This window comes from Bradyrhizobium huanghuaihaiense (assembly GCF_007830635.1).
Lineage (GTDB): Bacteria > Pseudomonadota > Alphaproteobacteria > Rhizobiales > Xanthobacteraceae > Bradyrhizobium > Bradyrhizobium huanghuaihaiense.
This window is the reverse complement of record NZ_VLLA01000042.1, coordinates 18,956-44,753: the sequence shown is the minus strand read 5'-3', so window position 1 is coordinate 44,753 and position 25,798 is coordinate 18,956. Positions and strand designations below refer to the sequence as shown.

The 25,798-nt window shown below is 65.2% G+C and carries 24 protein-coding genes and 1 pseudogene; 12 read left to right on the top strand and 13 right to left on the bottom strand.

Annotated elements, in window-relative coordinates; all coding sequences use genetic code 11:
• Window positions 1-563: pseudogene (locus IQ16_RS45395) on the top strand (LuxR C-terminal-related transcriptional regulator); the annotation flags it as partial.
• Between the two features lie 181 nt (window positions 564-744).
• Here the strand turns inward: IQ16_RS45395 and rpmG are convergent.
• Both rpmG and IQ16_RS41165 read right to left on the bottom strand, forming a co-directional pair.
• Window positions 745-912: a 50S ribosomal protein L33 gene (rpmG, locus tag IQ16_RS41170; RefSeq protein ID WP_007603295.1), complete on the bottom strand. Its 168-nt coding sequence runs from the start codon at window positions 910-912 to the stop codon at window positions 745-747.
• A 124-nt stretch (window positions 913-1,036) separates the two neighbouring features.
• Complete coding sequence (locus IQ16_RS41165) at window positions 1,037-2,362, bottom strand: LLM class flavin-dependent oxidoreductase (protein WP_018644527.1); 1,326 nt, start codon at window positions 2,360-2,362, stop codon at window positions 1,037-1,039.
• Window positions 2,363-2,581: 219 nt separating this feature from the next.
• On the opposite strand from IQ16_RS41165, the gene IQ16_RS41160 reads away from it, so the two are divergent.
• Complete coding sequence (locus IQ16_RS41160; protein ID WP_018644528.1) at window positions 2,582-3,124, top strand: hypothetical protein; 543 nt, start codon at window positions 2,582-2,584, stop codon at window positions 3,122-3,124.
• 66 nt (window positions 3,125-3,190) lie between these two features.
• Window positions 3,191-4,549: a metallophosphoesterase family protein gene (locus IQ16_RS41155; protein WP_018644529.1), complete on the top strand. Its 1,359-nt coding sequence runs from the start codon at window positions 3,191-3,193 to the stop codon at window positions 4,547-4,549.
• Window positions 4,550-4,577: 28 nt separating this feature from the next.
• On the opposite strand, the gene IQ16_RS41150 is transcribed toward IQ16_RS41155, so the two are convergent.
• From IQ16_RS41150 to topA, 4 genes are read right to left on the bottom strand one after another with little or no spacing between them, the layout of a single operon-like run.
• Window positions 4,578-5,327, bottom strand: coding sequence for an NUDIX hydrolase (locus tag IQ16_RS41150; RefSeq protein ID WP_018644530.1), 750 nt, complete (start codon window positions 5,325-5,327; stop codon window positions 4,578-4,580).
• A 32-nt stretch (window positions 5,328-5,359) separates the two neighbouring features.
• A complete protein-coding gene (locus tag IQ16_RS41145; protein ID WP_018644531.1) occupies window positions 5,360-5,800 on the bottom strand; it encodes a DUF983 domain-containing protein in 441 nt (146 codons plus the stop codon).
• Window positions 5,794-8,145 (bottom strand): ribonuclease R, encoded by a 2,352-nt coding sequence (gene rnr / locus IQ16_RS41140; RefSeq protein ID WP_018644532.1) that lies wholly within the window; start codon window positions 8,143-8,145, stop codon window positions 5,794-5,796. The genes IQ16_RS41145 and rnr overlap by 7 nt, the downstream gene beginning before the upstream one ends.
• Before the next feature lie 19 nt (window positions 8,146-8,164).
• Window positions 8,165-10,912 (bottom strand): type I DNA topoisomerase, encoded by a 2,748-nt coding sequence (topA, locus tag IQ16_RS41135; RefSeq protein ID WP_018644533.1) that lies wholly within the window; start codon window positions 10,910-10,912, stop codon window positions 8,165-8,167.
• Between the two features lie 228 nt (window positions 10,913-11,140).
• Here topA and IQ16_RS41130 point away from each other — a divergent pair, with 228 nt between their 5' ends.
• Window positions 11,141-11,380 (top strand): hypothetical protein, encoded by a 240-nt coding sequence (locus IQ16_RS41130; protein WP_026312229.1) that lies wholly within the window; start codon window positions 11,141-11,143, stop codon window positions 11,378-11,380.
• Between the two features lie 284 nt (window positions 11,381-11,664).
• Here IQ16_RS41130 and IQ16_RS41120 read toward each other — a convergent pair whose 3' ends face one another.
• On the bottom strand, window positions 11,665-12,132 hold the full coding sequence (locus tag IQ16_RS41120) for a winged helix-turn-helix transcriptional regulator (protein WP_018644535.1): 468 nt from the start codon (window positions 12,130-12,132) through the stop codon (window positions 11,665-11,667).
• Window positions 12,133-12,254: 122 nt separating this feature from the next.
• Here IQ16_RS41120 and IQ16_RS41115 point away from each other — a divergent pair, with 122 nt between their 5' ends.
• Window positions 12,255-13,028, top strand: a complete 774-nt coding sequence (locus tag IQ16_RS41115) for an SDR family oxidoreductase (RefSeq protein ID WP_018644536.1) — start codon at window positions 12,255-12,257, stop codon at window positions 13,026-13,028.
• Between the two features lie 175 nt (window positions 13,029-13,203).
• Window positions 13,204-13,386 (top strand): hypothetical protein, encoded by a 183-nt coding sequence (locus tag IQ16_RS41110; RefSeq protein ID WP_018644537.1) that lies wholly within the window; start codon window positions 13,204-13,206, stop codon window positions 13,384-13,386.
• 58 nt (window positions 13,387-13,444) lie between these two features.
• Here the strand turns inward: IQ16_RS41110 and IQ16_RS41105 are convergent, their stop codons facing one another.
• Window positions 13,445-14,053, bottom strand: a complete 609-nt coding sequence (locus IQ16_RS41105; RefSeq protein WP_145832173.1) for an FMN-dependent NADH-azoreductase — start codon at window positions 14,051-14,053, stop codon at window positions 13,445-13,447.
• Window positions 14,054-14,136: 83 nt separating this feature from the next.
• On the opposite strand from IQ16_RS41105, the gene IQ16_RS41100 reads away from it, so the two are divergent.
• Window positions 14,137-14,595, top strand: coding sequence for a winged helix-turn-helix transcriptional regulator (locus tag IQ16_RS41100; RefSeq protein ID WP_026312230.1), 459 nt, complete (start codon window positions 14,137-14,139; stop codon window positions 14,593-14,595).
• A 220-nt stretch (window positions 14,596-14,815) separates the two neighbouring features.
• On the opposite strand, the gene dprA is transcribed toward IQ16_RS41100, so the two are convergent.
• A complete protein-coding gene (gene dprA / locus IQ16_RS41095) occupies window positions 14,816-15,958 on the bottom strand; it encodes a DNA-processing protein DprA (protein WP_018644540.1) in 1,143 nt (380 codons plus the stop codon).
• Window positions 15,959-16,048: 90 nt separating this feature from the next.
• Here dprA and IQ16_RS41090 point away from each other — a divergent pair, with 90 nt between their 5' ends.
• A complete protein-coding gene (locus IQ16_RS41090) occupies window positions 16,049-17,293 on the top strand; it encodes an amidase (RefSeq protein ID WP_145832172.1) in 1,245 nt (414 codons plus the stop codon).
• Here the strand turns inward: IQ16_RS41090 and IQ16_RS41085 are convergent.
• The 4 genes from IQ16_RS41085 to IQ16_RS41070 form a co-directional block, all read right to left on the bottom strand.
• Window positions 17,285-18,496 (bottom strand): patatin-like phospholipase family protein, encoded by a 1,212-nt coding sequence (locus tag IQ16_RS41085; RefSeq protein WP_035666894.1) that lies wholly within the window; start codon window positions 18,494-18,496, stop codon window positions 17,285-17,287. The genes IQ16_RS41090 and IQ16_RS41085 overlap by 9 nt on opposite strands.
• A gap of 156 nt (window positions 18,497-18,652) precedes the next feature.
• The gene (plsY, locus tag IQ16_RS41080) at window positions 18,653-19,249 is read right to left on the bottom strand and encodes a glycerol-3-phosphate 1-O-acyltransferase PlsY (RefSeq protein ID WP_018644543.1); all 597 of its coding nucleotides are present in this window, start codon (window positions 19,247-19,249) and stop codon (window positions 18,653-18,655) included.
• A 62-nt stretch (window positions 19,250-19,311) separates the two neighbouring features.
• Window positions 19,312-20,613: a dihydroorotase gene (locus IQ16_RS41075; protein WP_026312232.1), complete on the bottom strand. Its 1,302-nt coding sequence runs from the start codon at window positions 20,611-20,613 to the stop codon at window positions 19,312-19,314.
• A gap of 5 nt (window positions 20,614-20,618) precedes the next feature.
• A complete protein-coding gene (locus IQ16_RS41070; protein WP_018644545.1) occupies window positions 20,619-21,566 on the bottom strand; it encodes an aspartate carbamoyltransferase catalytic subunit in 948 nt (315 codons plus the stop codon).
• A gap of 180 nt (window positions 21,567-21,746) precedes the next feature.
• Between IQ16_RS41070 and IQ16_RS41065 the strand changes: the two genes are divergently transcribed.
• The 4 genes from IQ16_RS41065 (at window position 21,747) to IQ16_RS41050 (ending at window position 25,796) form a co-directional block, all read left to right on the top strand.
• Window positions 21,747-22,505, top strand: a complete 759-nt coding sequence (locus IQ16_RS41065; protein ID WP_018644546.1) for a M15 family metallopeptidase — start codon at window positions 21,747-21,749, stop codon at window positions 22,503-22,505.
• Window positions 22,506-22,525: 20 nt separating this feature from the next.
• A complete protein-coding gene (locus tag IQ16_RS41060) occupies window positions 22,526-24,169 on the top strand; it encodes an acyl-CoA dehydrogenase family protein (protein WP_018644547.1) in 1,644 nt (547 codons plus the stop codon).
• A 23-nt stretch (window positions 24,170-24,192) separates the two neighbouring features.
• On the top strand, window positions 24,193-24,957 hold the full coding sequence (locus IQ16_RS41055; RefSeq protein WP_020607956.1) for a CPBP family intramembrane glutamic endopeptidase: 765 nt from the start codon (window positions 24,193-24,195) through the stop codon (window positions 24,955-24,957).
• 173 nt (window positions 24,958-25,130) lie between these two features.
• Window positions 25,131-25,796 (top strand): CPBP family intramembrane glutamic endopeptidase, encoded by a 666-nt coding sequence (locus tag IQ16_RS41050; RefSeq protein WP_018644549.1) that lies wholly within the window; start codon window positions 25,131-25,133, stop codon window positions 25,794-25,796.
• Window positions 25,797-25,798: the final 2 nt, after the last annotated feature.

Below are 25,798 nucleotides of genomic sequence, written 5' to 3'. Positions count from 1 at the left end.
GCGCGAGCCACGGCAACTCGGATCACGCTTCGAAGCCGGGGTCTGCAACTGCAGATGCCACAGAGCTGGCTGAAGCTGACTCCGCACCGAGCAACGGCGGCGGCAACGACAAGAAGACGGCAGAAGCGGCCGTGGAGCACGGCAATTCGGGGCACGATTCACAGTCAACCTCTGCGAACGCGCCGGACGCAGCCGGGACTGTCGAACCGAGCGTCGCTAGCGGCGATAACGCCGGCCACGGAAACGCGCAGCAGGTGGGGCAATTTGCTGCGATCGCATCAGAAGCCGCACAGCCTGCTCAGGCTGCGCCCGAGACCGGCAGCGCGAATCTAGACCTGGTGTTCCGCTTCGATAGCGCGGCAACTTCTTCCACGCCCGTCGCGGTCGTCGTGCCTCAAGTGCTCGACACTCTGCTCGATCTGCACGTGCCGCCCGGTCAGCAAAAGGCTCTCGAGACCATCCTCCACATAACTTCCAGTGCGCTGGACGACCACGCGCCCAATCACGGCAATAGCGGCTTGCATCCTGCTAATGGACATGCGGCGCATGACTTGCTGATTTGAACTGTCGCATCGTCGTTGACGGCGGCAGAGGGCAACTCGGCGCGCGTGCCCATGACGCAGGGCAGGGTCTCGCCGTCACCCCTGAGGAGCTCGTGCTGCGATGGAGAGCGGCCAAAATAAAAACGGGGCCGTGAGGCCCCGTCAAAAGTCCGTAAGTATCCCGCGATCTTACTTGATCTTCTTACTTGATCTTGGCTTCGCGGAATTCGACGTGCTTGCGCGCGACCGGGTCGTACTTCTTCTTGACCAGCTTGTCGGTCATGGTGCGCGAATTCTTCTTGGCGACGTAGTAGAAGCCGGTGTCGGCCGAGGACACGAGCTTGACCTTGATGGTGACCGCTTTGGCCATGTTCTGAACCTCAGAAAATTGGGGAATCTGGAGCCGGCCAAACGGCCCGCGTTGGCCGGCAACCTAGCCAGAAACCGTCTGATGTCAAGGTTTTAGGGGGCAGAAACCACTCAAATCGGGCCGATTACCCCTCAAAGAACCGGTTTTTCGGCCGGGGAAGGCCCAGATTCTCCCTCAAAGTGGCCCCTTCATACTCTTTGCGGAAAATCCCGCGCTTCTGCAGCTCCGGGACCACCTTGTCGACGAAATCGTCGAGGCCGGCGGGCAGGAACGGGAACATGATGTTGAAGCCGTCGGAGCCGCGCCCGACCAGCCATTCCTCCATCTGGTCGGCGATGGTTTTGGCGGTGCCGACGAAGGCGAGCCCGCCATAGCCGCCGACGCGCTGGGCGAGCTGGCGCACGGTGAGCTTGTCGCGCTTGGCGAGGTCGACCATGCGCTGGCGGCCGCTCTTGCTGGCGTTGGTCTCCGGAATCTCCGGCAATTGTCCATCCGGATCAAAGCCGGAGGCGTCGGTGCCGAGGATGACGGACAGCGAGGCGATGGCGCTGTCGTAATGCACGCGGCTGTCGAGAAGGGCGCGCTTCTCCTTGGCCTCGTCGACGCTGTCGCCGACCACGACGAAAGCGCCGGGAAGAATTTTCAGATGCTCGGGGTCGCGGCCGACCTTCTCCATGCGGCCCTTGATGTCGGCGTAAAGCTTCTGCCCGTCGGCGAGGCTGCCGCCGCCGGTGAACACGGCTTCGGCGGTCTCGGCTGCGAGCTGCCTGCCGTCTTCCGATGCGCCCGCCTGCACGATCACTGGCCAGCCCTGCACGGGGCGGGCGATGTTGAGGGGCCCGCGCACCTTCAGATATTTGCCGTTGTGGTCGAGGGTGTGCATCTTCGAAGGGTCGAAGAACAGCCCGCTCTCGACGTCGCGCACGAAAGCATCGTCGGCGAAGGAATCCCACAGGCCCGTGACGACGTCGTAGAACTCGCGGGCGCGCTTGTAGCGCTCGGCGTGCTCCATGTGGTCGTCGAGGCCGAAATTCAGCGCGGCGTCCGGGTTCGAGGTGGTGACGATATTCCAGCCCGCGCGCCCGCCGCTGAGATGGTCGAGCGAGGCGAAGCGGCGCGCGACGTGATAGGGCTCATCGAAGGTGGTCGAGCCGGTCGCGATCAGGCCGATCCGCTCGGTGACGGCCGAGAGCGCCGACAGCAGCGTGAACGGCTCGAACGAGGTCACGGTGTGGCTGCGCTTGAGCGCATTGATCGGCATGTTCAGCACGGCGAGGTGATCGGCCATGAAGAAGGCGTCGAACTTGCCGGCCTCGAGCTTTTGGATCAGCTGCTTGATGTGCGAGAAGTTGAAATTGGCGTCGGGCCAGGCCCCGGGATAGCGCCAGGCGCCGGTGTGGATGCTGATCGGGCGCATGAATGCGCCAAGCTTGAGTTGCCGTTGTGCCATCGCCCCGTATCCGTTCTGGGTGTCGTTCGCAAAGACATAGGGACGCGGAGGAACTCTGCCATTGGGATGGCTGAGAAGAATTTTTTGTTTTTCGCGACGCGCTCAGCACAATCGCGTCATTCCGGGCTCGCGCTGCGCGTGCCTGGAATGACGGGGAGGGGCCATCGAACCAATCCGCCGCTCAGCCCGACCAAGCCATGACCCCGTGAGGAGACTTCAATGGCCGGCGCAATGACAGTGGATGGCAGCATGGTCCGCATCGACCGGCCCATGCCCTGGGTCGGCCGGCTGTTGTCGCTGCCGCTGCTCGGCGCGAGCGGTTATCTCCTGTGGAATGTCGCACTCGGCCTGCGCCAGGATTTTTCCGGGTTTGGCCGGCTCGCCGACGACCTCGTGCCGGTGCTGGTGTTCACGGGGCACGGGCTGCTCGTCGGAATTCCCGGCCTGATCCTGCTCACCTTCCGCACCTTCGTCGTGCTCAACGAGGCGCTGCGCCAGATCGTCATCACCCGGCAGTTCGGCCCGCTGAATTTTCGCATGCACCGCAATCTCGGCGACTACCACTTCATCAGCATCACCGAGGACTATGATCCGGAGCTCACGGCCTACGACGTCAATCTGTGCGGCAACAAGGGCACCGAACCGATCACGCTGGTGAGTTTTACCCGGCGTGAGGAGGCGGACAGGCTCGCCGGCGAGATCGGCCGTGTCCTGAAATTGCCGGCGCGCGACTATGTCGGCACCGAGCCGGACGCGAGCTGATCAAGCCTGGTTGCGACACGTTCCGGAAATTGCCATCTTCGCGGCCAAACACCGCGATGGAAGGCCATGACCTCTGCGAATAATCCCATTCCCGCGCTTCTGCCGCGCGGCAAGGGCCACCAATTTCTGTTGTATGGCGACTCGTGCTCGGGCGTGCCCGGTGCCCTGCACGAAAAGACCTTCGCCTCGGTCAACGCAGTCGTTCAACGCCTGAGACCGCAGCCTGACTTTGTTCTCTTTCCGGGCGATGAAATCATCGGACTGACGCCGGATCCGGACGCGCTGCGTGCGCAGTGGCGCTATTGGCTGGATACGGAAATGGCATGGCTCGACCGTGCGGCCATTCCGATGTGGCATACGACCGGCAATCACACGACCTATGATTTGATGAGCGAGGCGGTGTTTCGCGCAGTGCTGGACCTGCCGGACAATGGGCCGCCGGGGCAAGCCGGTCTGTCATACTTCGTGAGGCGCGGCGATCTCCTGATGGTGTTCGTCAACACGCTCTGGAGTGGCCTTGGCGGTGAGGGCCATGTCGAGCTGGCGTGGCTGGAGGCAACGCTCAGGGAGCATGGTGATGCCCGGCACAAGCTCGTCCTTGGTCATCATCCGGTGTTTCCGATCAACGGCTTTACAGGGACATATCAGCGCGAGATCGGCCACGAATACGCTCGCCCGTTCTGGGACATCCTGGTGAATGAAAACGTGCTTGCCTATCTGTGCAGCCACATCCTCGCCTTCGACGTGCAGGCGCATCGCGGTGTCCTCCAGATTTGCACTGCGGGCGCGGGAACGGCTCACAGGATGCCGGAAGGCGTCGAGTATCTGCATTGCATCCAAGCTGCGCTCGACGAGGAAGGCCTGCGTTACCAGGTGCTCGATACCGACGGTGCCGTCAGGGAGAAGTTGGAATGGCCGCTGTGCGATCCTGATCCCGCCCGGTGGAGGGAGCTGCCGCTCGGGGAAGCCGAAGCGCCGTTCAGCCGACGTGTGGAGAGCGGAGATAGGATCGAGCTGAGACTGGTGGGACAAAGTGCTGCGACCGACGTCGCATCGGCGCAGACGATTTTCACGGCTTTCGCGCCTGGTTCGATCGCGCCGTTCTGGCTTGGGCTTCGGGGACCGAGGCAAACTCTGACAGCCATCGTTGGTCGTGAGCCGGGACGCAGCCCGACCTATTGGTTCGGACCCGATCTTCCGGCAGGCGACCGCTTCGATATTCACGTCGCGATCTATCCGGATATGGGCCCCGGCGGTCTCCTCTACCGCCATCACGATTCTCCGCGCTGGTCGTCCTTCACCTCTGCGACGTCGCGAGGGCTGGACCAGCTGGCGTGGCCCCGGCATTGGGCGATCGGCCACGGACAAGGTGGCCGCGAAGACCGGGCCTTCAGAGGTGCCGCGCTGAGTTTGCTGATCGCGTGAGCAGGCCTGGAGAGCTCTGGCGGCTGGATCAGCCCAGAATGTCTTTCTGCATCTTGCCGCCGTAGAAATGGAAGAACGGCACCGGCGCGTCGTGGCGGAGCGGGCCGGTGGCAAGGCGGGTGTCGAGCTCGTTGAGCACGTTGCGCGTCATCGGATGCAGATCGGCGAGCGGTTTCGAGCCGAGCTCGACCCAGACCAGCTCGACCAGCTCGGCATCGGCGTGGATCACGCCCTCGACCCGGTGGGTGATGGCGGAGGCATCGGCGGTGAAGAAGCGGGTGTCGAACCGCTTGACGCGGCCAGGCGGGGTGATCGCGCGCGCGATCAGGAACAGGCTGGAGGGGTCGGGCAGCAGGCCTGCATCCGCAAACGGCTTCCACGGACCTTCGAGCCTGGCCTTGCCCTCCGCGTTGCGGCCGAGACAGAGGCCGGTCTCCTCGCAGGCCTCGCGGATCGCAGCGATCGCCAGCGATTTTGCGCGCGAGGCCGGGGTCTTCGGGCTGCCCTTGGCGAGATTTGCTTCCAGCTCCGCGGTGATGGGCGCTGCAACCGGCACGCGGTAGTCGTCCTTGTCGACACGGCCGCCGGGGAAGACGAATTTGCCGGGCATGAACACCACCTTGTCGTGGCGCTTGCCGACCAGGACCTTCGGGATCGCGCCGCTGCGATCGACCAGGATCAGGGTCGCGGCATCCTTCGGGCGGAAATAGGGATGGTGGTCGGCTTCCTTGCCTTCGTGGATCTTGGCCTTTTCTTCACCCTGCGAAATATCCGTCATGTCCTCACCCAAACCGTTTTTTTGCTTATTGCTTAGACCGGCGGAATACCATCCGGAGGGTTCTCGTCAAAGCCGTGCATGCGCAGAGCCCATTGCAAGCCGACCACGGCGCCCTTGACCGGCTGCAGCAGGCCGAGCGAGGCAAAGAACGTGAAGGGCAGATAGGCCGCGAAGCTGAGCCAGACCGGCGTGGTGTAATTGGTCTCGATCCAGAGAATCGCGGGCACCACGATGTGGCCGACGATGACGATGACGAGATAGGCGGGCAGATCGTCGGCGCGGTGCGGCGTGAAATCGAGGCCACATTTGGCGCAATTGTCGGCGGTCTTCAGGAAGGCACGGAACAGCTTGCCCTCGCCGCAGCGCGGGCAGCGGCCGCGAAAGCCGCGTTTCATCGCCGACCAGACGTCGCGCTTCTCGACGAGGCCAGTCTCGCGCGTCCAGATCTTTGGGGCCGTGCTCATCGTCACCACGCCTTGCCCTTCTTGCCCTTACCTTTTCCCTTGTTCTTGCCCTTCTTCCCCTTGCCGGACTTTTGCTTCTCCGGCTTGCGTTTTCTCTCCGGACTGCGGCCGGGATGGGCTTTGATCGAGGGGCGGCGTTGTTGACCGGGCCGCCTGCGGTCCCGCGGCGCAGTCTCGCTGGAGGACGACAGCAGCTCGAAGCGCAGCGCGCCCGCGATGGGGGCGGCTTCGATCAGGCGGACGTCGACGACGTCGCCAAGCTGATACATGGTGCCGCTGCGCGTACCGACCAGGGCGTGACGGCTCTCGTCATAGTTGAAATATTCCGTGCCGAGGGATCTGATCGGGATCAGTCCGTCGGCGCCGGTCTCGCTCAGCTTGACGAACAGCCCGGCGCGGGTGACGCCGGAGACGCGGCCCTGGAAGCTCGCGCCGATGCGGTCGGCGAGATGATGGGCGATCAGGCGGTCGACCGTCTCGCGCTCCGCCTTCATCGCGCGGCGCTCGGTCAGCGAAATATGCGCGGCGACCTCGCTTAAGGTTTCCGGCGTCTCGCTGTCGGGCAGGGCGCCTTCGCCAAGGCCGAGCGCACGGACCAGCGCGCGGTGCACGACGAGGTCGGCATAGCGGCGGATCGGCGAAGTGAAATGGGCGTAGCGGCGCAGGTTCAGGCCGAAATGGCCGTAATTCTCCGAGGAATATTCCGCCTGCGCCTGGGCGCGCAGCACGACCTCGCTGACCAGCGGATAGTAGTCATGGCCTTCGAGCTGGGCCAGCACGCGGTTGAACGTCGTCGGGCGCAGCGCGCCTGATTTGGCGAAGGGGACGTCCAGCGTCTCCAGGAATTCCGCGAGCGCGTGGACCTTCTCCAGCGTCGGCTCGTCATGCACGCGGTAGATCAGCGGCAGCGACCTCTTCTCCAGCATCTCGGCTGCCGCGACGTTGGCGAGGATCATGAACTCCTCGATCAGCTTATGCGCGTCGAGACGCTCGGGCACGACGACGCGGTCGACCGTGCCGTCGCTCTTCAAGAGGATCTTGCGCTCGGGCAGATCGAGATTGAGCGGATCGCGCTCGTCTCTTGCGCGCTTGGCGCAGGCATAGGCGGCGTAGAGGGGCTTGAGGATCGGATCGAGCAGGGGGCCGGTGGTGTCATCAGGCCGTCCGTCGATCGCGGCCTGCGCCTGCGCGTAGCTCAGCTTTGCGGCCGAGCGCATCAGGATGCGATGAAAACTGTGCGAGCGCTTGCGGCCGTCGGGGCCGAGCACCATGCGCACCGCGAGCGCGCCGCGGGGCTCGCCCGGCACCAGCGAGCAGAGATTGTTGGAGATGCGCTCGGGCAGCATCGGCACGACGCGGTCGGGGAAATAGACCGAGTTGCCGCGGTCGAGCGCGTCGCGGTCGAGCGCGGTGCCCGGCCGGACGTAGAAGCTGACGTCGGCGATGGCGACGTTGACGATGAATCCGCCCTTGTTGTTGGGATCCTCGTCGGCTTGCGCATGCACCGCGTCGTCGTGATCTTTTGCATCCGGCGGATCGATGGTGACGAGCGGCACGTCGCGCCAGTCCTCGCGGCCCTTCAGGTTCGCCGGCTCTGCGGCTTCCGCCTCGCGCTCGGCGGCGGAGGAGAACTGCAGGGGGATGTCGTGGGCGTAGATCGCGATCAGGCTGATCGCCTTCTCCGACTTGACCGAGCCAAGCTTCTCCTTGACCCGTCCCGAAGCGAGGCCAAAGCTGCGCGTGCGGACGATGTCGACGCTGACGAGGTCGCCGTCCTGCGCGCCGTGCGCATCGGCCGGGGCGATGTTCAACTCGCGATCGGCGGACTTCTTGTCCACGGGGACGAGCCGTCCACCGCCTTCGGGAAGGCTGCGGAACACGCCGAGGATGCGGGTCTTGGTCTTGTCGAAGACCTTGATGATGCGGCCGCGATAAGCCGGTCCTTCGGTCTCCTCGGAGCGCTCGACGCGCAGCAGCACGCGGTCGCGTACGCCGGCGGCGGTGCCGGGCTTGGGCCGGCGTGGCATCTCGATGAGGATCTTTGGCGGCTCGCCGCTCTCGACCTCGTCCCATTCGGTGGGAGTGGCGATCAATTCGCCGTCGCGGTCACGGCCGGTGATGTCGGCGACCAGCGTCGGCGGCAGCGCGTCCGGCTCCGACATCTTGTGGCGCTTCTTCTTGATGGTCCCGTCGTCGGCGAGCTCGCGCAGCATGCGCTTGAGCTCGACGCGATCGGCGTTCTTCAGGCCGAACTCGCGCGCAATTTCGCGGGTCCCGACCTTTCCTGGATTTGCCTTGATGAAGGCGACGATGGCTTGCCTGTCGGGAAAGCCACGGTCTTTCTTTGGTTTCACTTAACCTCTAATTCTTCACTTAAGTCTTGCCGGCACTCTTCTTGGCCGGAGCCTTGGTGGCGGCGGCCTTGGTCGGCGACGTCTTTGCGGTCGACGACACGGCGGCGCGCGCCTTGCTGGTGGATTCGGATTTGGATTTGGCCGCGGCTTTCTTCGCGGCCGGTTTCTTCGGTTTTGGCGCGGCATCCTCGCCGTCGGCCTTTTCCGCAGCCTTCTTGGCCTTGGCGGGCTTTGCAGCCTTCTTCGCCTTGGCCTTGCCGCCGCCCTTGGCCGCGCGCTCGTCGATCAGCGCGATCGCCTGCGGCAGCGTGATGGCGTCCTTCTCGAACTCGGCCGGGATCGTGGCGTTGACGCCGCCGGCGGTGACATAGGCGCCGTAGCGGCCGCTCTTCACGGTGACGGTGCCGAGCGTCGGATGATCGCCGATGGCCTTGCCGGGATCGGCGCCGAAGCGGCGGCTCGGGCCCTTGGCGACCTTCTCCGCGATCAGCGTCACCGCGCGGTTGAGGCCGATGTCGAAGACCTCGTCGCCGGCCTCTAAGCTCGCATAAGTCTTCTCGTGCTTCACGAACGGCCCGAAGCGGCCGAGGCCCGCCGTGATGGGCTGGCCGGTCTCCGGATGCTTGCCGATCTCGCGCGGCAGCGACAGCAGCTTCAGCGCAAGCTCGAGATCGACATCGCTGGGCGAGGTGCCCTTGGGGATGCCCGCGCGCTTCGGCTTCTCGCCTTCCTCATAATCCTTCTGCTCGCCGAGCTGGATGTAGGGGCCGAAGCGGCCGGCCTTGACCCAGACATCGCGACCCGTATCGGGGTCCTGGCCGAGCGAACGGTCGGCGGTCGCCTCGCCGTCGGCGGCGAGCTGACGGGTGTAGCGGCATTCCGGATAGTTCGAGCAGCCGACGAAGGCGCCGAACTTGCCGGCCTTCAGATTCAGTCGGCCGGTGCCGCAGTTCGGGCACTGCCTGATGTCGCCGCCATCCGCGCGCGGCGGATAGATGTGCTGGCCCAGCATGTCGTCGAGCACGTCGAGCACCTGCGCCACGCGCAGATCCTTGATGTCATCGACGGCGCCGATGAAGCCAGTCCAGAAGTCCTTCAGAACCTGCTGCCAGGAGATCTCGTTATTGGAGATGCGGTCGAGCTGCTCTTCGAGGCCGGCGGTGAAATCGTATTCGACGTAGCGGGCAAAGAAGCTTTCAAGGAAGGCGACCACGACACGGCCCTTGTCCTCGCCGTGCAGACGCTTCTTCTCCAGCTTGACGTAGCCGCGGTCCTTCAGCACCTGGAGGATCGAGGCATAGGTCGAGGGCCGGCCGATGCCGAGCTCTTCCATGCGCTTGACCAGCGAAGCTTCCGAGAAGCGCGGCGGCGGCTCGGTGAAGTGCTGGGTGACGGACAGCGACTGCCGCTTCAGCGCGTCGTTCGGGCTCATCGCGGGCAGGCGGCGGGAATCCTCGTCCTCCTCGTCGTCGCGGCCTTCCTGATAGAGTGCGAGGAAGCCGTCGAACTTGACGACCTGACCGGTGGCGCGCAGCTCCAGCGTCCGGCCGCCGGCCTTCGCGGTGATGTCGACGGTGGTGCGCTCGAGCTCGGCCGCCTCCATCTGGCTGGCGATGGTGCGCTTCCAGATCAGCTCATAGAGCCGGGCCTGATCGGCATCGAGCTTGCGGCTCATGCTGGCGGGGCGGCGGGAGAGGTCGGTCGGGCGGATCGCTTCGTGCGCTTCCTGGGCGTTCTTGGCCTTGGCCTGGTACTGGCGCGGCGCGTCCGGCACGTAGGCGTTGCCGTAATCCTCGCCGATCACCTTGCGCGCCTGGGTGATCGCCTCGGGGGCGATCTGCACGCCGTCGGTACGCATATAAGTAATGAGTCCGGTGGTCTCGCCGCCGATGTCGATGCCTTCATAGAGGCGTTGGGCGATGCGCATGGTGTGAGCCGGCGCAAAGCCGTATTTGCGGCTGGCTTCCTGCTGCAGCGTCGAGGTGGTGAAGGGCGCCTGCGGATTGCGCCGGGCCGGCTTGGCGTCGACCGCGGTGACCGCGTAGTTCGCAAGCTCAAGCGCCTTCTTGAAGTCTTCGGCTTCCGCGCCGGTGCCGATGTCGAGACGCTGGATCTTCTTGCCGTCGGCGCCGACGAGGCGGGCCTCGAAGGCGTCGCCGCGCGGGGTGAGCAGGGTCGCGATCAGCGACCAGTATTCGCGCGGCACGAACTTCTCGATCTCGAGCTCGCGGTCGCAGACGAGGCGGAGCGCCACCGACTGCACGCGGCCGGCCGAGCGGGCGCCGGGCAGCTTGCGCCACAGCACGGGGGAGAGGGTGAAGCCGACCAGATAGTCCAGCGCGCGGCGCGCCATGTAAGCGTCGACCAGCGCGCCGTCGATCTCGCGCGGATGCTTCATCGCGTCCGTGACGGCCTGCTTGGTGATGGCGTTGAACACCACGCGCTCGATCTTCTGATCCTTCAGCGCGCGCTTCTCCTTCATCACCTCCAGCACGTGCCAGGAGATGGCCTCGCCCTCGCGATCAGGGTCGGTCGCCAGAATCAGGCGGTCGGCGCCCTTCAGGGATTTGGCGATATCGTTGAGCCGGCCGGCCGCCTTGGGGTCGACCTCCCAGATCATCTTGAAATTGGCGTCGGGATCGACGGAACCGTTCTTCGCCGGGAGATCGCGGACATGGCCGAACGAGGCCAGAACCTCGTAGGACGAGCCCAGATATTTGTTGATCGTCTTGGCTTTCGCCGGCGACTCCACAATGACGATATTCATTTAGTTCCAGTGGCTTACGGGAAAATCTCGGGCCGAAAACGAAAGGACTCGGGTCGGCCGTTTCGCCCCGAACATGGGTGGTGAGGCCCCCGCTGTCAAATCGGGGGGTGTTGAAAGCGCTCCGAATGGGAAAAGTTTCATATCGAGAAAGTTGCAAATTACCACCTTGGAGTTGCGATCCCTATCGGCGTAGTGTCTCTGTGGGGCATGGATTCGGGGTGGGGACGGGTGACAAGGCCGGGAAAGAAGCGGGCGCGCGCCGTATCGGGCGCGCGGGGAGGCTCGCGCAACGAGGAACCGGGGGAAGGCGGGGCAGATGAGGCGGTGGCCTTCATCGCCGAGCAAGCGGCTGCGTTGCGCAAGCTCGCCGAGCGCCACAAGCTGGACGTGCTGCATTATCTCCTGGGGATGACACAGCTGGAGGCCGACGAGCATTTGCGGCTGCGGACGAGGCGGAAGCTGTCGTGAGGAGTCCGGCCAAAATCACCCCGTCATCCTGACGCGCGAGTGGCGCGATGCAGAGCATCGCGCCGGGAGCCTCGAAGGATGAACGGCCTGGATGCAGCCGGGCCGTCGCCCTTCGAGGGCCGCTGAAGAAGCGGCCACCTCAGGGTGACGGGGAGAGAGTTGGGCGCGCTGCCACATCAACGTCGTCATTGCGAGCGCAGCGAAGCAATCCAGAGTCTTTCCGCGGAGGCAGTCTGGATTGCTTCGCTGCGCTCGCAATGACGGGGTGGTACCGCGTGGGACTATCACGCCGACCGCCGGCGCGGCGCGGCGCGCGGCTTCAGCGTTGTATCCGCCGGGCTGAGTAGCCGCCCGTCCTCTGCGCGCATCTCGAGCTTCTTCACCGGCCGGCCCTTCTCGCGATCGACCAGGATCGTCGCGATCTCCTCGGGGTGGTCGTCGAATTCCTCGCTCCATTGCCGCAGCGCGACCAGGATCGGGAAGGTGCCGCGGCCCTTCGGCGTCAGCACATACTCTTGATAAGCGCTGCCGTCGGAGGCGGGGGCGGTTTCCAAAATCCCGTGGTCGACCAGCGCGCGCAGCCGCACTGACAAGATGTTCTTGGCCATGCCGAGCTTGTTCTGGAATTCGCCGAAGCGGCGCAGGCCGAACAGTGCCTCGCGAATGATCAGCAGCGACCACCAGTCGCCGAGCGCATCCAGCGAGCGCGCGATCGGACAGGAATCGCCCTCGAAGCTCGTTCGTTTCACCATCGTTGCGGTCCTTTCGCGTTCGCACGGTTCAGCCGCCGATCACGCGCTTGTGTGGTTGCATCATAAAACCAATTGGCCTAGATGGCAATGTAGTTTCATTATGCAACTAACTGGAGGCGAGCGTGAGACTGAAGAACAAGACGGCCCTGATCACCGGCGGCAACAGCGGCATCGGGCTTGCGACGGCAAAACTGTTCGTGGCCGAGGGCGCCAAGGTGGTGATCACCGGCCGCAACAAGGAGACGCTGGCGGCGGCCGCCAAGGAGCTCGGGCCGAACGCGCTCGCCTTGCCTGCCGATGCGACGGACATCGCGGCGACGGAAGCCGCGATCAAGCAGGGCGCGGAAAAATTCGGCAAGTTCGATATCGTGTTCGCCAATGCGGGCATCGCCGGCGGCACGCCGCTGGGCTCGGCGACGGCGGAAGTTTTCGAAAAGGTCATCAGCACCAACCTGACCGGCGTGTTCTTCACGGTTCAGTCCGCGCTGCCTTATCTCAACGATAATGCCTCGATCATCCTCAACGGCTCGGTGATCTCGGTGCTCGGCATTCCCGGCTACTCGGCTTATGGCGCGGCGAAGGCCGGCGTGCGCGCGATGGCGCGGATCATGGCTTCAGAGCTGTCGCCGCGCGGTATTCGCGTCAATGTCGTCGCGCCCGGCGCGATCCGTACGCCGATCTGGGGGCCCGCGACCGCAACGCCCGAAGCCGAGAAGGTGTTCGAGAAGCGGATCGGCCTGATGACGCCGCTCGGCCGCCTCGGTGAGACCGATCACGTTGCGAAGACGGTGCTGTTCCTCGCCTCCGATGATGCCGCACACGTGCAGGGTCAGGAGATCTTCGTCGATGGCGGCGCGGTGGCATCGCCGAGCGGCGCGCCGATCTATCGCGGCTGATCAAGTGAAGTGAAAATTGAATCGGTCGGCGCCGAGACGTCGGTTGCGTCGGCCGGTTCCCTCTCGTTGTGCGATCTATTTTCTAAACCTTTGCGTGAGGTGTTGAACCTTCGCTTGCGCTGCAAAGACATTTTTACGGGCGGGGGGCAGAAGACTCATTTCAAAGGAGCCCGTGATGCCAAAGGCAGCTCGTATTTTTTCATCGATTTCAGCACCGCGCATTTACACCGAACGTTCCGCCATTCCCGCCAAGCGCTCCGACACCTCCGAGTTCATCGGGGTGGCTCTTTTCTCCGGCATCGGCCTGTTCATTTCGCTCGTGGCCGTCATCCTCGGCATGCAGGGCGTCTGGTTTTAGCGAGGTCGAGCTGTCAGCCGCCGCCGGAATCCGGCAGCGGCTGGTGTCGGCGTGAGTCTTACGCCGCCTGCAGGCTGGTGGCGGCCTGAAGTGCGCCGGCCAGCGCCTTCTCGCGATGATCGGGGCCAACCTGGATGCCGTCGGCAATGATGAATTCCGGATTTGTGATGCCCATGAAGGCGAGCACGCCGCGCAAATAAGTTTCGAGATGTTCCAGCGATGCGGCCGGCGAGCCTGCGCCGTAATAGCCGCCGCGTGAGATGGCCAGGATCACGCGCTTGCCGCCGGCAAGACCCTGCGGCCCATTCGCGCCGTAGCTGAACGTCTTGCCTGCCACCAGGATGCGGTCGATCCACGCCTTGAGCTGGCTGGGGATGGTGAAGTTGTACATGGGGGCACCGATCACGACGATGTCGGCGGCGAGGAACTCGTCCAGCGCGGCCGCGCTCGCGGCAAGATCGGGGCCGAGTTCCGCCGGCGCGGGCGCGCCTTGCGCGGCCGCCAAATGCGAGCCGGAGAGATGGGCGAGCGGGGCCTGGCTCAGGTCGCGATAGACCACCTGGAGCGACGGCGCAGCCTGTTTGAGGCGGTCGACGATGGCGGCGGAGACCTGCCGGCTGACGGAGTGGGGGCCGAGGACGCTGGAGTCGATATGGAGGAGTTTCATTTGGGGTCACCCTGGTATAGATTTGTAACCCGGACTACATGAGTGACTGTCGAAATCCCCGCAAGAACGCACTTTTTTGAGCCATGGACACATTATTGAAACCTGCTCACACCGATTTGCCTGCTTCGCCAAGGCTGGATCAGAGGCCAGGTCCAGGTTCGGATCAAAGGCCGGATCAAAGGCCGGATCCGAACCATGCGGACTGCCGCGGGGTCGCCTCCGTGCTGTCCCGCGTCGGCGACAAATGGAGCGTGTTCGTCATCATGATGCTGAGCGACGGGCCGAAGCGCTTCAATGAGCTGAAGCGCATGATCAACGGCATCTCGCAGCGGATGTTGACCCTGACGCTGCGCGGCCTCGAGCGCGACGGCCTCGTCACGCGCACGATCTTCCCGACCATTCCGCCGCGCGTGGACTATGAGCTGACCGATCTCGGCCACGGGCTGTCGCGGCCCGTCGAAGCACTCGGCAAATGGGCGAAGGAGCATCTCGATCAGATCGAGGCCGCACGCACGAAGTTCGACCAGCGCAACGAGGGCTAAAGCTGAAGGGGCACGTGCGCTTCACCCTTCCCTGGAGGGGGAGGATCGGCTCACATTGAGCGCAGCGAAATGTGAGACGGGGTGGGGTGACAGTCTCTCCGCCGATGCAGTGCCCGAGTGGAGAGATCACCCCACCCCGCTCGCGCTGGCGCGATCGACCCTCCCCCTCCAGGGGAGGGTAAGAGGACGGGCCACCGATCGACCCTCATTTTCAAACGCCCTACAGCAGCGACACCAGTCCGCCGCCGTGGCGTTCGAGGCGGCCGGCGAGCTCGAGCTCCAGCAGCACGGTGCGCACGATCGCAGGCGAGGCGCCGGACATGCGCACGAGATCGTCGATCGAGATTGGCACCGGGCCGAGCAGGCCGGTGATCTGGTCGCGGTCATGGTTTTGCGGATCGCTCTCGAACGGCTCGCTGTCGGGCTCGCCGGCGGGGTGCATCAGCGGCCGCTCCATGATCGGCTGCACCGCGTTGACGATGTCGGCAGCTTCCGTGACGAGCGTTGCGCCCTGCTTGATCAGATCGTTGGTGCCGGCGGCGCGCGGATCGAGCGGCGAGCCGGGGACCGCGAACACCTCGCGGCCCTGTTCGGCCGCCATGCGCGCGGTGATCAGCGAGCCCGAGCGGTGCGCCGCCTCCACCACGACGACGCCGAGCGAGGCGCCGGAGATCAGGCGGTTGCGGCGGGGGAAATCGCGGGCGCGCGGCTCATGGCCGAGCGGCATCTCGGAAATCGCCGCGCCCGCGTGATCGAGGATCGATCCGAGTAAATCACCATGCTCCGGCGGATAGATGCAATCGTGTCCGCCGGCGAGCACGGCGATCGTGCCGGTCTCGACGCTGGTGCGATGCGCAGCCTGGTCGACGCCGCGCGCCAGCCCCGAGATGATGACGAAGCCGGCTTCGCCGAGCTCGCGCGCGAGCTGGCCGGCGAACTTCAAGCCGGCGCCGGAGGCGTTGCGCGAGCCGACGATCGCGATCATCGGCCGCATCAGGGTTTTTGTGTCGCCGCGCACCGCGAGCAGCGGCGGCGCGTCGTCGATCATCGCGAGGCGCGTCGGATAGCCGTCCTCGCCGGGCGCGAGCCAGGCGATGCCGAGCTTGCGGCTCGCCGCGAGCTCGGCCTTCGCGTCATCCGCGCTGCAGATCCGCCCCGACCGCTGCGCGCCGCCACGGCGAGCCATATCCGGCAGCCGTTCCAGTGCGGCGCGCGCCGTGCCGAAATGATCGACCAGCGAACGGAAGGTGCGCGGGCCGACATTGTCGGAGCGGATCAGCCGCAGGCGGTCGATCCGCTCACCCTCGGTCAGCTCAATGCTCGGGTTGATGGCGTCCACGGCGTCTCCTTGCAGCGGCAGCATGGAACAACCTGAGGGCGTGGGCAACAGCGGCGTGCGCTTGCGCGGCCCCTTCGCGATGCTAAAAGCGATGGCAATAAGAAGGGTTTTGCCATGATCTCACTTGCCGACCTCCAGCGCCGCATCGAAGCGGGCGAGCTTTCGCCCGAGGCCGCCATCGCCCAGTCGCACGCGGCGATCGAGGCCAAAGAGAAAGACGTTCGCGCCTTCGTCCGGCACGACAAATCCGCGAAGGCGCAAGCCTCCGGGCCGCTGCGCGGGATTGCCGTCGGCATCAAGGACATCATCGACACCGCCAACATGCCGACCGAGATGGGCTCGGAGATCTATCGCGGCTGGCAGCCGCGCTCGGACGCGCCTGTGGTGATGATGCTGAAGCGGGCAGGGGCCACCATCATCGGCAAGACCACGACCACAGCGTTCGCCTCGAGCGATCCGACCCCGACGCTCAATCCGCACAATCCCGGTCACACGCCTGGTGGTTCGTCCGCGGGATCGGCGGCAGCCGTCGGCGCCGGCATGATCCCGCTGGCGCTGGGCACCCAGACCGGCGGCTCGGTGATCCGGCCGGCCGCTTATTGCGGGGCTGCCGCGATCAAGCCATCGTTCCGGATGCTGCCGACGGTCGGCGTGAAGTGCTATTCGTGGGCGCTCGATACGGTCGGCCTGTTCGGATCACGCGCAGAAGATCTCGCGCACGGGCTTTCGGCGATGACCGGCCGCACCGAATTCTCCGGTATTGCGCCGGCGAAAGCGCCGCGCATCGGCGTGGTCAGGCAGGAGTTTGCCAAGGCCGTGGAGCCGGCGGCAGAGGAGGGCTTGCAGGCGGCGATCAAGGCGGCCGAGAAGGCCGGCGCCAGCGTGCAGACCATCGATCTGCCCGAGGGGGTCAAGGAAGCCTGGCGCATCCATCCCATCATCCAGAACTTTGAGGCGCATCGCGCGCTCGCCTGGGAGTTTGACGCGCGTCACGACGAGATCGCGCCGATGCTGCGCGCCAGCCTCGATGAGACCGTCGGACTGACGCCGAAAGAATACGACGATGCACGCCGGATCGCCCGCCGCGGCCGTCGCGAGCTCGGCGAGCTGTTCGAAGGGGTCGACGTGCTGCTCACTTATTCCGCGCCCGGCACCGCGCCGACCAAGGCGCTCGCGACGACCGGTGATCCCCGCTACAACCGGCTCTGGACGCTGATGGGCAATCCGTGCGTCAACGTGCCGGTGCTGAAGGTCGGTGGCCTGCCGATCGGCGTGCAGGTGATCGCGCGCTTCGGCAATGACGCGCATGCGCTGGCGACGGCGTGGTTCCTGGAGGACGCGCTGGCGAAGTCAGGTTAGCGCCGGTTCGCTGACGGCGTCGACGCTTTGGCCGGATGCAGCTGGAGCTGCACCGGCGGTTGCGCCCTGATTGAGCCAGCGCTCGGCGGCTTCGCGGCCGCTCCGGTGCAACAGGCGGATGAAGCCGCGGCCGAGATCCGTCGATGAGCGCTGCGCCAGCCCGTCAACGGAGTCTTCCGCCGCGATCCTGGAGAGCCGCAGCGAAGGTGCCGTCTGCGCCTGCGCCCATGCGATGGCCGCAACCTCGGCATTGAGCCCGGCGTTCGCCGCAATCTGGTCGAGCCGGCGGTCGATCGCGGCAAGCGTGATCGGCACGTAGCTGTCGCGCGACGGCGTGACCTGGACCAGCAGCACGTCCGTCGCCGCCGTTTCCTGAACCAGCCTCACCAGCGGCGGATTGCCGCCGAAGCCGCCGTCCCAATAGGCCTCGCCATCGATCTCGACGGCGCAGTGCACGAGTGGCGGACAGGTCGAGGCCAGCGCGACATCGGCGGTGATGGCATCGTTGCGGAAGATCTGTTGCTGCCCGTCGCGGATCCGCGTCGCCGCAATCAGGAGTTTTGGCGATTTCGCCGCGCGCAGCGCCGCGAAATTGATGTCGCGCGACAACGCCTGCCTGAGCGGATCGAGGTCGAAGGGGTCGAACTGGCCGGAGCGCAGCGTCGGCCCGAACGCGACCGAGCTTCCCGCCGGCGAGAAGCCGCCGACCAGCATCAATGAACGGAACGAGGCCTCGTGCATCAGGCGGACCCAGAACCGGTTCAGCCGGCTGCGGGCGGCTTCGCGGCCGCCTTCGGCAAGGCCGGAGGCAAGCAGGAGCGCATTGACGGCGCCGGCGCTGGCGCCGCTGATTGTGTCGATTTCGATGTCAGGCTCTTCCAGCAGCCGCTCCAGCACGCCCCAGGTGAAGGCGGCGAAGGTGCCGCCGCCCTGGAGGGCCAGCGAGAGTTTTTGCGGAGGCCATTGTCTTGATGGAGCCGGGACCGGCGCAACGGGTGCGGCGACGGTGATCACCCCGACAGGACGCGGCGGTTGCGCGGCCGCAACAGGCGCCGGCGGTGTAACGGAGGCAGGCTCTGGAGTGGGAGGCGGCGAGGGGGCACCGGACCAGATGTCCGTTGCAAAGAGCAGCCGGCTCGCCGCGGTGCGCCCGGCAACTTGCGAACCACCGTCAATCTGTGCGCCGACCATCTTCTCGCTCATTCTGAGCAACCGCGTAACGCCGTTTTCCCCGTCAGGATGACAGGCATGGAACCCGTCCGCTACAGCCTGCCGCGAGTGGTGCGGAAGTTGCGAACAGGATTTGGCATATAATGCGGAGGGGTTGCGGCGGTATCCGTACTTTTTTCGGATCAGGCTCTAGGCCTTCTCGCCGATCCGACTTTCCTTGCCGGATTGCAGCCGCTTGATGTTCTCGCGATGCGCGTAGAACAGCAGCAGCGTCAGCACCGCGAACAGCGCAGACAAAGCGAGATGGCCGAACCACCACAGGAACATCGGTGTGATGAAGGACGCCACCAGTGCCGAGAGAGAGGAGTAGCGGGTGGTGAAGGCGGTCGCGAGCCAAAGCAGGCAGAACACCACCGCGGCCGGCCAGAACAGTCCGAGTAGGATGCCGATATAGACCGCGACGCCCTTGCCGCCCTTGAACTTGAGCCAGACCGGGAAGAGGTGCCCGAGGAAAGCGCCGAGCCCCGCCACCATCGCCGCATTCGGTCCAGCGATGTAGCCACAGATCACCACGGCCACGGTGCCCTTGAGCGCATCGAACAGCAGGGTGCCGGCGGCAAGGCTCTTGCGCCCCGTGCGCAGAACATTGGTGGCGCCGATGCTGCCGGAGCCGATCGAGCGGATATCCTGCGTGCCGGCGAGTTTTGTCAGCACCAGTCCGAACGGGATCGAGCCGAGGAGGTAGCCGATGACGAAGGCTACCGGCAGGAAGGCTTCAAGCCCCATGGCTGGATCTCCAAAGGCCGCATCCGCATGTCGAATCGAGGCGCCACGCATGATCCCGCACGTCAGACATGTTCGTACACCGTCCGTCCGCCGACAATGGTGCGCACCACGCGGCCTGTAAAGCGGGCCTCGTCGAACGGAGTATTCTTGCAGGGCGATTTGAGGTCGGCGGGATCGACCACCCAGGGCACATCGGGGTCGATCACGATGACGTCCGCCGGGCTACCGGCGCGCAAGGTTCCGCCGGGCAAGCCGAGCAGCTCGGCCGGCCGGGTCGACATCGCCCGGATCAGCGTCTTGAGTTCCAGCTCGCCATTGTGCACCAGCCGCAGGCCGGCGGGCAGCATGGTCTCCAGACCGATGGCGCCGGGAGCGGCTTCCGCGAACGGCAGGCGCTTGACCTCGACGTCCTGCGGATTGTGGTCGGACATGATGACGTCGACGAGGCCGGAGGCGATGGCGGCGACCAGCGCGCGGCGGTCGTCCTCGGTACGCAGCGGCGGCGACAGTTTTAGGAAGGACCGGTAGGGGCCGATGTCGTTCTCGTTCAGTGCAAGATGGTTGATCGAGACCGAGGCGCTGACGGGGAGGCCTGCATCGCGGGCGCGCTTGAGGATATCGAGCGAGTCGATGCAGGACAGCGAGGCTGCGTGATAGCGGCCGCCGGTCAGTGCGACGAGGCGCATGTCGCGCTCGAGGATCACCGCCTCGGCGGCACTCGGGATGCCCATCAGGCCCAGCCGCGATGCGAACTCGCCTTCGTTCATCACGCCTTCACCGACGAGATCGGGATCCTCCGTGTAGTGCACGATCAGCGCGTCGAAATCGCGCGCGTAGGTCAGCGCGCGGCGCATCACCTGCGCATTGGTCACGCTTCTGTCGCCGTCGCTGAAGGCCACGGCGCCCGCGGCTTTCAGCAGGCCGAACTCGGTCATCTCCTGGCCGTGCATGCCCTTGGTGAGCGCCGCCATCGGCTGGATGTTGACGATCGCGGTGTCGCGGGCGCGCCGCATCACGAAGTCCACGGTCGCCGAATTGTCGACCACGGGCAGGGTGTCGGGCTGGCAGATGATGGTGGTGATGCCGCCGGTCGCAGCCGCCTGGCTCGCGGTGGCAAAGGTCTCGCGATGGCTGTAGCCGGGCTCACCGACGAAGGCGCGCATGTCGATCAGGCCCGGCGCGACGACCTTGCCGGCGCAGTTGACGATGTCGGTGCCCTCGGGGACGCCGGCCGCGCCAATGCCGCGGCGGGTTTCGCGGATGGTGCCGTCGGCAATCAGGACGTCGCCGACACCGTCGAAATCCCTGCTGGGATCGACGACGCGGGCGTTGGCGAGCAGGATGGGGCGACGGTCGGTCAGCATGGGCATCACGCGTTCGGCAGGTTACGGGCGAGCGCTTCCAGCACCGCCATGCGCACGGCGACGCCCATCTCCACCTGTTCGCGGATCAGGGACTGCGCGCCGTCGGCGACCGCCGTGTCGATCTCGACGCCGCGGTTCATCGGGCCGGGATGCATGACGAGGGCGTCCGGCTTGGCGTAGGCGAGCTTCTTCTGGTCGAGCCCGAAATAGTTGAAATACTCGGAGGTCGACGGCACGAAGGAGCCGTTCATCCGCTCGCGCTGCAGCCGCAGCATCATGACGATGTCGGCGCCGTTGAGACCCTCGCGCATGTCGCGCGCGACCTCGACGCCCATCCGCTCGATGCCGGGCGGCAGCAGCGTGGAGGGGCCGACGACGCGGACGCGGGCGCCCATGGTGTTGAGCAGGATGATGTTGGAGCGGGCGACGCGCGAATGCAGCACGTCGCCGCAGATCGCGACCACGAGCCCCTCGATGCGGCCCTTGTTGCGGCGAATGGTGAGCGCGTCGAGCAGCGCCTGGGTGGGATGCTCATGCGCGCCGTCGCCGGCGTTGATCACGGAACCGTCAACCTTGCGGGCCAGGAGTTCCACTGCGCCGGAGGCGTGATGGCGCATCACCAGGATGTCCGGGTGCATCGCGTTGAGCGTCATCGCGGTGTCGATCAGCGTCTCGCCCTTCTTGATGGACGAGGAAGCGACCGACATGTTCATGACGTCGGCGCCTAGGCGCTTGCCGGCGAGCTCGAACGAGGACTGGGTCCGGGTGGAGGCCTCGAAGAAGAGGTTTACTTGCGTCCGTCCACGCAGGACGGTGCGCTTCTTGTCAACCTGGCGGTTGAGCTCGACATATTCTTCGGACAGGTCGAGGAGGCCGCTGATGTCGGCCGCGGAAAGGCCCTCGATGCCCAGCAAATGCCGGTGGCCGAGGACGAAGGTCGATTTCGATGTCATTAAAACGAGAGCTATAGGCGGGGATGGCTGGAGGGGCAAGGGCCAATGCCGGGGCGGGGAGTTATCCCCCGAGGAGTCTGGTACACCGTCATTCCGGGATGGCGCGCGAGCGCCAGACCCGGAATCGCGAGATTCCGGGTTCGATCCTTCGCATCGCCCCGGAATGACAGGGAAGTTTAGATGCGCTCCATCAAATCGATTTTGATCGCACTTTTAGCAATCACGTCCATCTCATCCGCGTCCGCCCAGTCGCTCCCCGGCGGCTTCGTCTATCTGCGCGACATCGATCCCACCATCATTCAGGACGTCCGCTACGCCACGCCGAACAATTTCGTCGGCCGTCCGCTCGCCGGCTACGGCGCCGGCGAGTGCGTGGTGAAACGGGAGGTGGGGCTGCGGCTGAAGGCGGTGCAAGAGGAGCTGACGGCGCAAAACCTGTCGCTCAAGATGTTCGACTGCTACCGGCCGGCGCGGGCCTCGCTCGACATGGTCAAGTGGTCGCAGAACGGCCGCGAGACCGCCGCCGAGCGGCGCTACAATCCAAAGATACCGAAGAGCGAGCTGTTTCGTCTCGGGTACATCGCGAGCCGCTCGCAGCATTCCACCGGTGCGGCGCTCGACCTCACGCTGGTCGATCTCAAGGCCGACAATTCCGGCAAATATGACCCGACCAAGACCTACGCCGATTGCACGGCGCCGGTCGAGGCGCGGGCGCCGGAAGGCAGCGTCGACATGGGCACCGGCTACGACTGTACCGACGCCAGGGGCCATACCGCGGCACCGTCGATCAATCCTGAGCAGCGGGCCTGGCGCAGGCGGCTGGTGGCTGCGATGGCCAGGCAAGGCTTTGTGAACTATTCGAAGGAGTGGTGGCACTTTTCCCTGCCGGGGGCGGGCGGGGCGGCCTATGATTTCCCGATCCAGCCGCGCCGGAGCTGATTCCGCGCCGAGGACGCAAGATGACCCAGCCCGCATTTTCGACCCACGAGGTCTTCAATCAGTCGCCGCCATTCGAGGACGTCGATCTGTTTGCCGTGGACCGGCCGCTGGTCGATGCGGTCAAGGCCAATGGCGGTGCGGCGGCGGAGCGGGAGTTGTCGGAGTTCGGCAGGCATTGGGGCTCCGCCGCGATGGCCGATCGCGGCCGCGTGGCGAACGAGAACACGCCGAAGCTGCGGACCTTTGATGCAAAAGGCAACCGGCGCGACCAGGTCGAGTTTCATCCGGCCTATCACGAGCTGATGGCGCACAGTGCGCATGCCGGCGTGCACAATTCGACCTGGACGGCGGACGGAAGACCTGCAGGCGATGCCGCCGAGGTCATCCGGGCCGCAAGGTTCTACATCGCCGCGCAGGTCGAGACCGGCCATCTCTGCCCGATCACGATGACGCGCGCCTCCGTCGCAGCGCTCGCGATGCAGCCGGATCTGCTGGCGCGCGTGATGCCGGTGCTGTCGACCAGAAGCTACGATCCCGCCTTCGCGCCGTGGTGGGACAAGCGCGGCATGACGCTCGGCATGGGCATGACGGAGAAGCAGGGCGGCACCGACGTCCGCTCCAACATGACGCGCGCGGTGCGCGACGGCGATGCCTATCGCATCACCGGCCACAAATGGTTCATGTCGGCGCCGATGTGCGATGCGTTCCTGGTGCTGGCGCAGGCCGATAGCGGGCTGACCTGTTTCTTCATGCCGCGCTTTGCGCCTGACGGTTCGGTCAATGCGATCCAGTTCCAGCGGCTGAAGGACAAGCTCGGCAACCGCTCCAATGCCTCCTCTGAAGTCGAGTTCGTCGGCGCCTATGCGCGTGCGGTCGGCGAAGAGGGCAAGGGCATCCGCACCATCATCCAGATGGTGCAGCTGACGCGGCAGGATTGCGCCATCGCCTCGGTCGGATTGATGCGTTCGGGCCTCGCCCATGCGCTGCATCACGCCCGGCACCGCAGCGTGTTCCAGAAACATCTTGCCGATCAGCCCTTGATGCAGGCCGTGCTGTCGGACATGGCGCTGCATGTGGAAGCAAGCGTCGCGCTGGTGATGCGGCTCTGCCGCGCCTTCGACCGGACCCCGCACGATGCGTCGGAAGCCGCCTACATGCGGCTTCTCACGCCCGCGATCAAATACTGGACGTGCAAGAGCGCGCCGGCATTTCTCTATGAGGCGATGGAGTGCCTCGGCGGCAACGGCTATGTCGAGGACGGCATTTTGGCGCGCCACTACCGGGAGTCGCCGGTCAACGCGATCTGGGAAGGGTCCGGCAACGTCATGTGCCTCGACGTGCTCCGCGCGCTCGCGCGCGAGCCGGAGGCGGCGACGGCCGTGCTGCAATCGCTTGCGGCCGAGACCAAGGGCCTGCCGGGCGCAGGCGAGGCGGCCGCGTTCATCGGCAAGAATTTTCGCCGCGCCGATGGCGAACGCATCGCCCGCCTTGCGGTCGAGAAGCTGGCGCTGCTGGCCGCGGCCGCCGCGCTCAATGGCGTGTCGCCTCGTCAGGCCGAGCTGTTTGCCGCGACGCGCCTCGCAACGACCCATGCCAGCATGTATGGCGCGGTGGAGCTTGAGAGCAGCGACGTTCGCGCGCTGCTGGAGCGGGCGCTGCCGTGAGTCTTCCCAACGAAAGCCTCCTGATGGACTCCCTCAATCCCGATCATCCGCCGCTCGTCATGACGCCTGCGCCGCCGCGCGTCTGGAAGTTCTGGGGCACTGCACTGTGGGGCCTCTTCATCTTTGTCGCGATGTTCGTCGGGCAGGTTGGCGCGATCGTTCTATTGGTGGTGCTCCGCGACGTTCCCTTCGACATGGCTTCGTTCCAGTCGATCGGTCACGAGCCTCAGGCGCTGGCGCTGTCGGTGATCACAGGGCTGCCGGCGACGCTGGCGGCGGTGTGGCTCGCCATCCTCATCAAGAAGGCATCGTTCGCCGACTACCTCGCGCTCTATTGGCCGTCGTGGAAGCAGCTGCTGTTCGGCGTGGTCGGTCTCGTCCTGATCGTGCTGGCCTGGGAGGTGGCGTCGCGGTCGCTCGGCCGCGAGGCGACGCCGGGCTTCATGACCGATCTGTTGAAATCGGGACGCGACAAGGGCGCCGCGCTCCTGCTGCTGGTCGCCTTCAGCGTGGCCGCGCCGATGTCGGAAGAAGTCTTGGCGCGCGGCTTCCTGTTTCGCGGCTGGTCGGCGAGCTTTTTGCGCGTGCCCGGTGCGATTCTGCTGTCGTCGCTGGTGTGGACCGTCGTGCACCTGCAATACGACATCTACTTTCTCGCCGAGGTCCTCACCATCGGCCTGTGGTTCGGCTACATGCGCCATCGCACGGGCTCGCTCTGGCTCACGATCATATTGCATGCGCTGAACAACATGACCGCAGTGGTGCTGACGATGTGGTTGGGGAGCTAAGGCTGAATTCGCCTGCGGACGGCCGCTGCTCATCAAGCGGCTGGTCGTCTTCCCGCATTATATGATAGGTGGAACCTCGTCCAATTATCGTGGATAGGTTGTTCACTTTGCCAGAGCTCCCCAATCTCCCGTCAGTCCTGGGTTCGCCTCGGTCACCCAGGACATGGGATTTCATGGAGACCTTGTTCGTTGGTCTGATCGCTTATGCGGTTCATACTCTGACATTGAAACTCGCCCTGAACACGATGTGGGACCTGCGTCACGTCGTGGCGCAATTTTCGCTGGCGCAAGTTCGGGTGGGCTTGGCCATTGTTCTGGCCTGCCCGGCGACCGTGGCCGTGTTCTGGATCGCGACGCGCATGGCCAACCGAAAGTTCACCGACTATCTCGCCTTGAACTGGCCGACGATGCGCGAGTTGGTGCTTGCGCTCGTTCTAACGACGATCCTCCTCCTGGCACAGTCTTTCGCTTGGCCCATTCTCAGCAGATGGGATTTGTCCGCCGCCGACCATTCTTTCGCCAGTTCGCCGGACGGATTGCTGATCTATTTGATGGGCGTGTGTATTGCAGCGCCGATCTCGGAGGAATTTGCCTTCCGTGGCTTTATCTTTCGCGGCTGGTCGCAATCATTCCTGCACTCGCGGGGAGCAATCGCGCTGACGGCTGCGGCATGGGCGATGCTCCACAATCAATATAGTTGGCTGGGGCTGGCTTCGGTCTTCGTCGGGGGACTCCTTCTTGGATATATTCGCTGGCGCAGCAATTCGACTTGGCTGACCGTTATGATGCACTCGGCGGTCAACATCATCATTTTCTTCACCGGCGGGGCCTACGTCTAGCG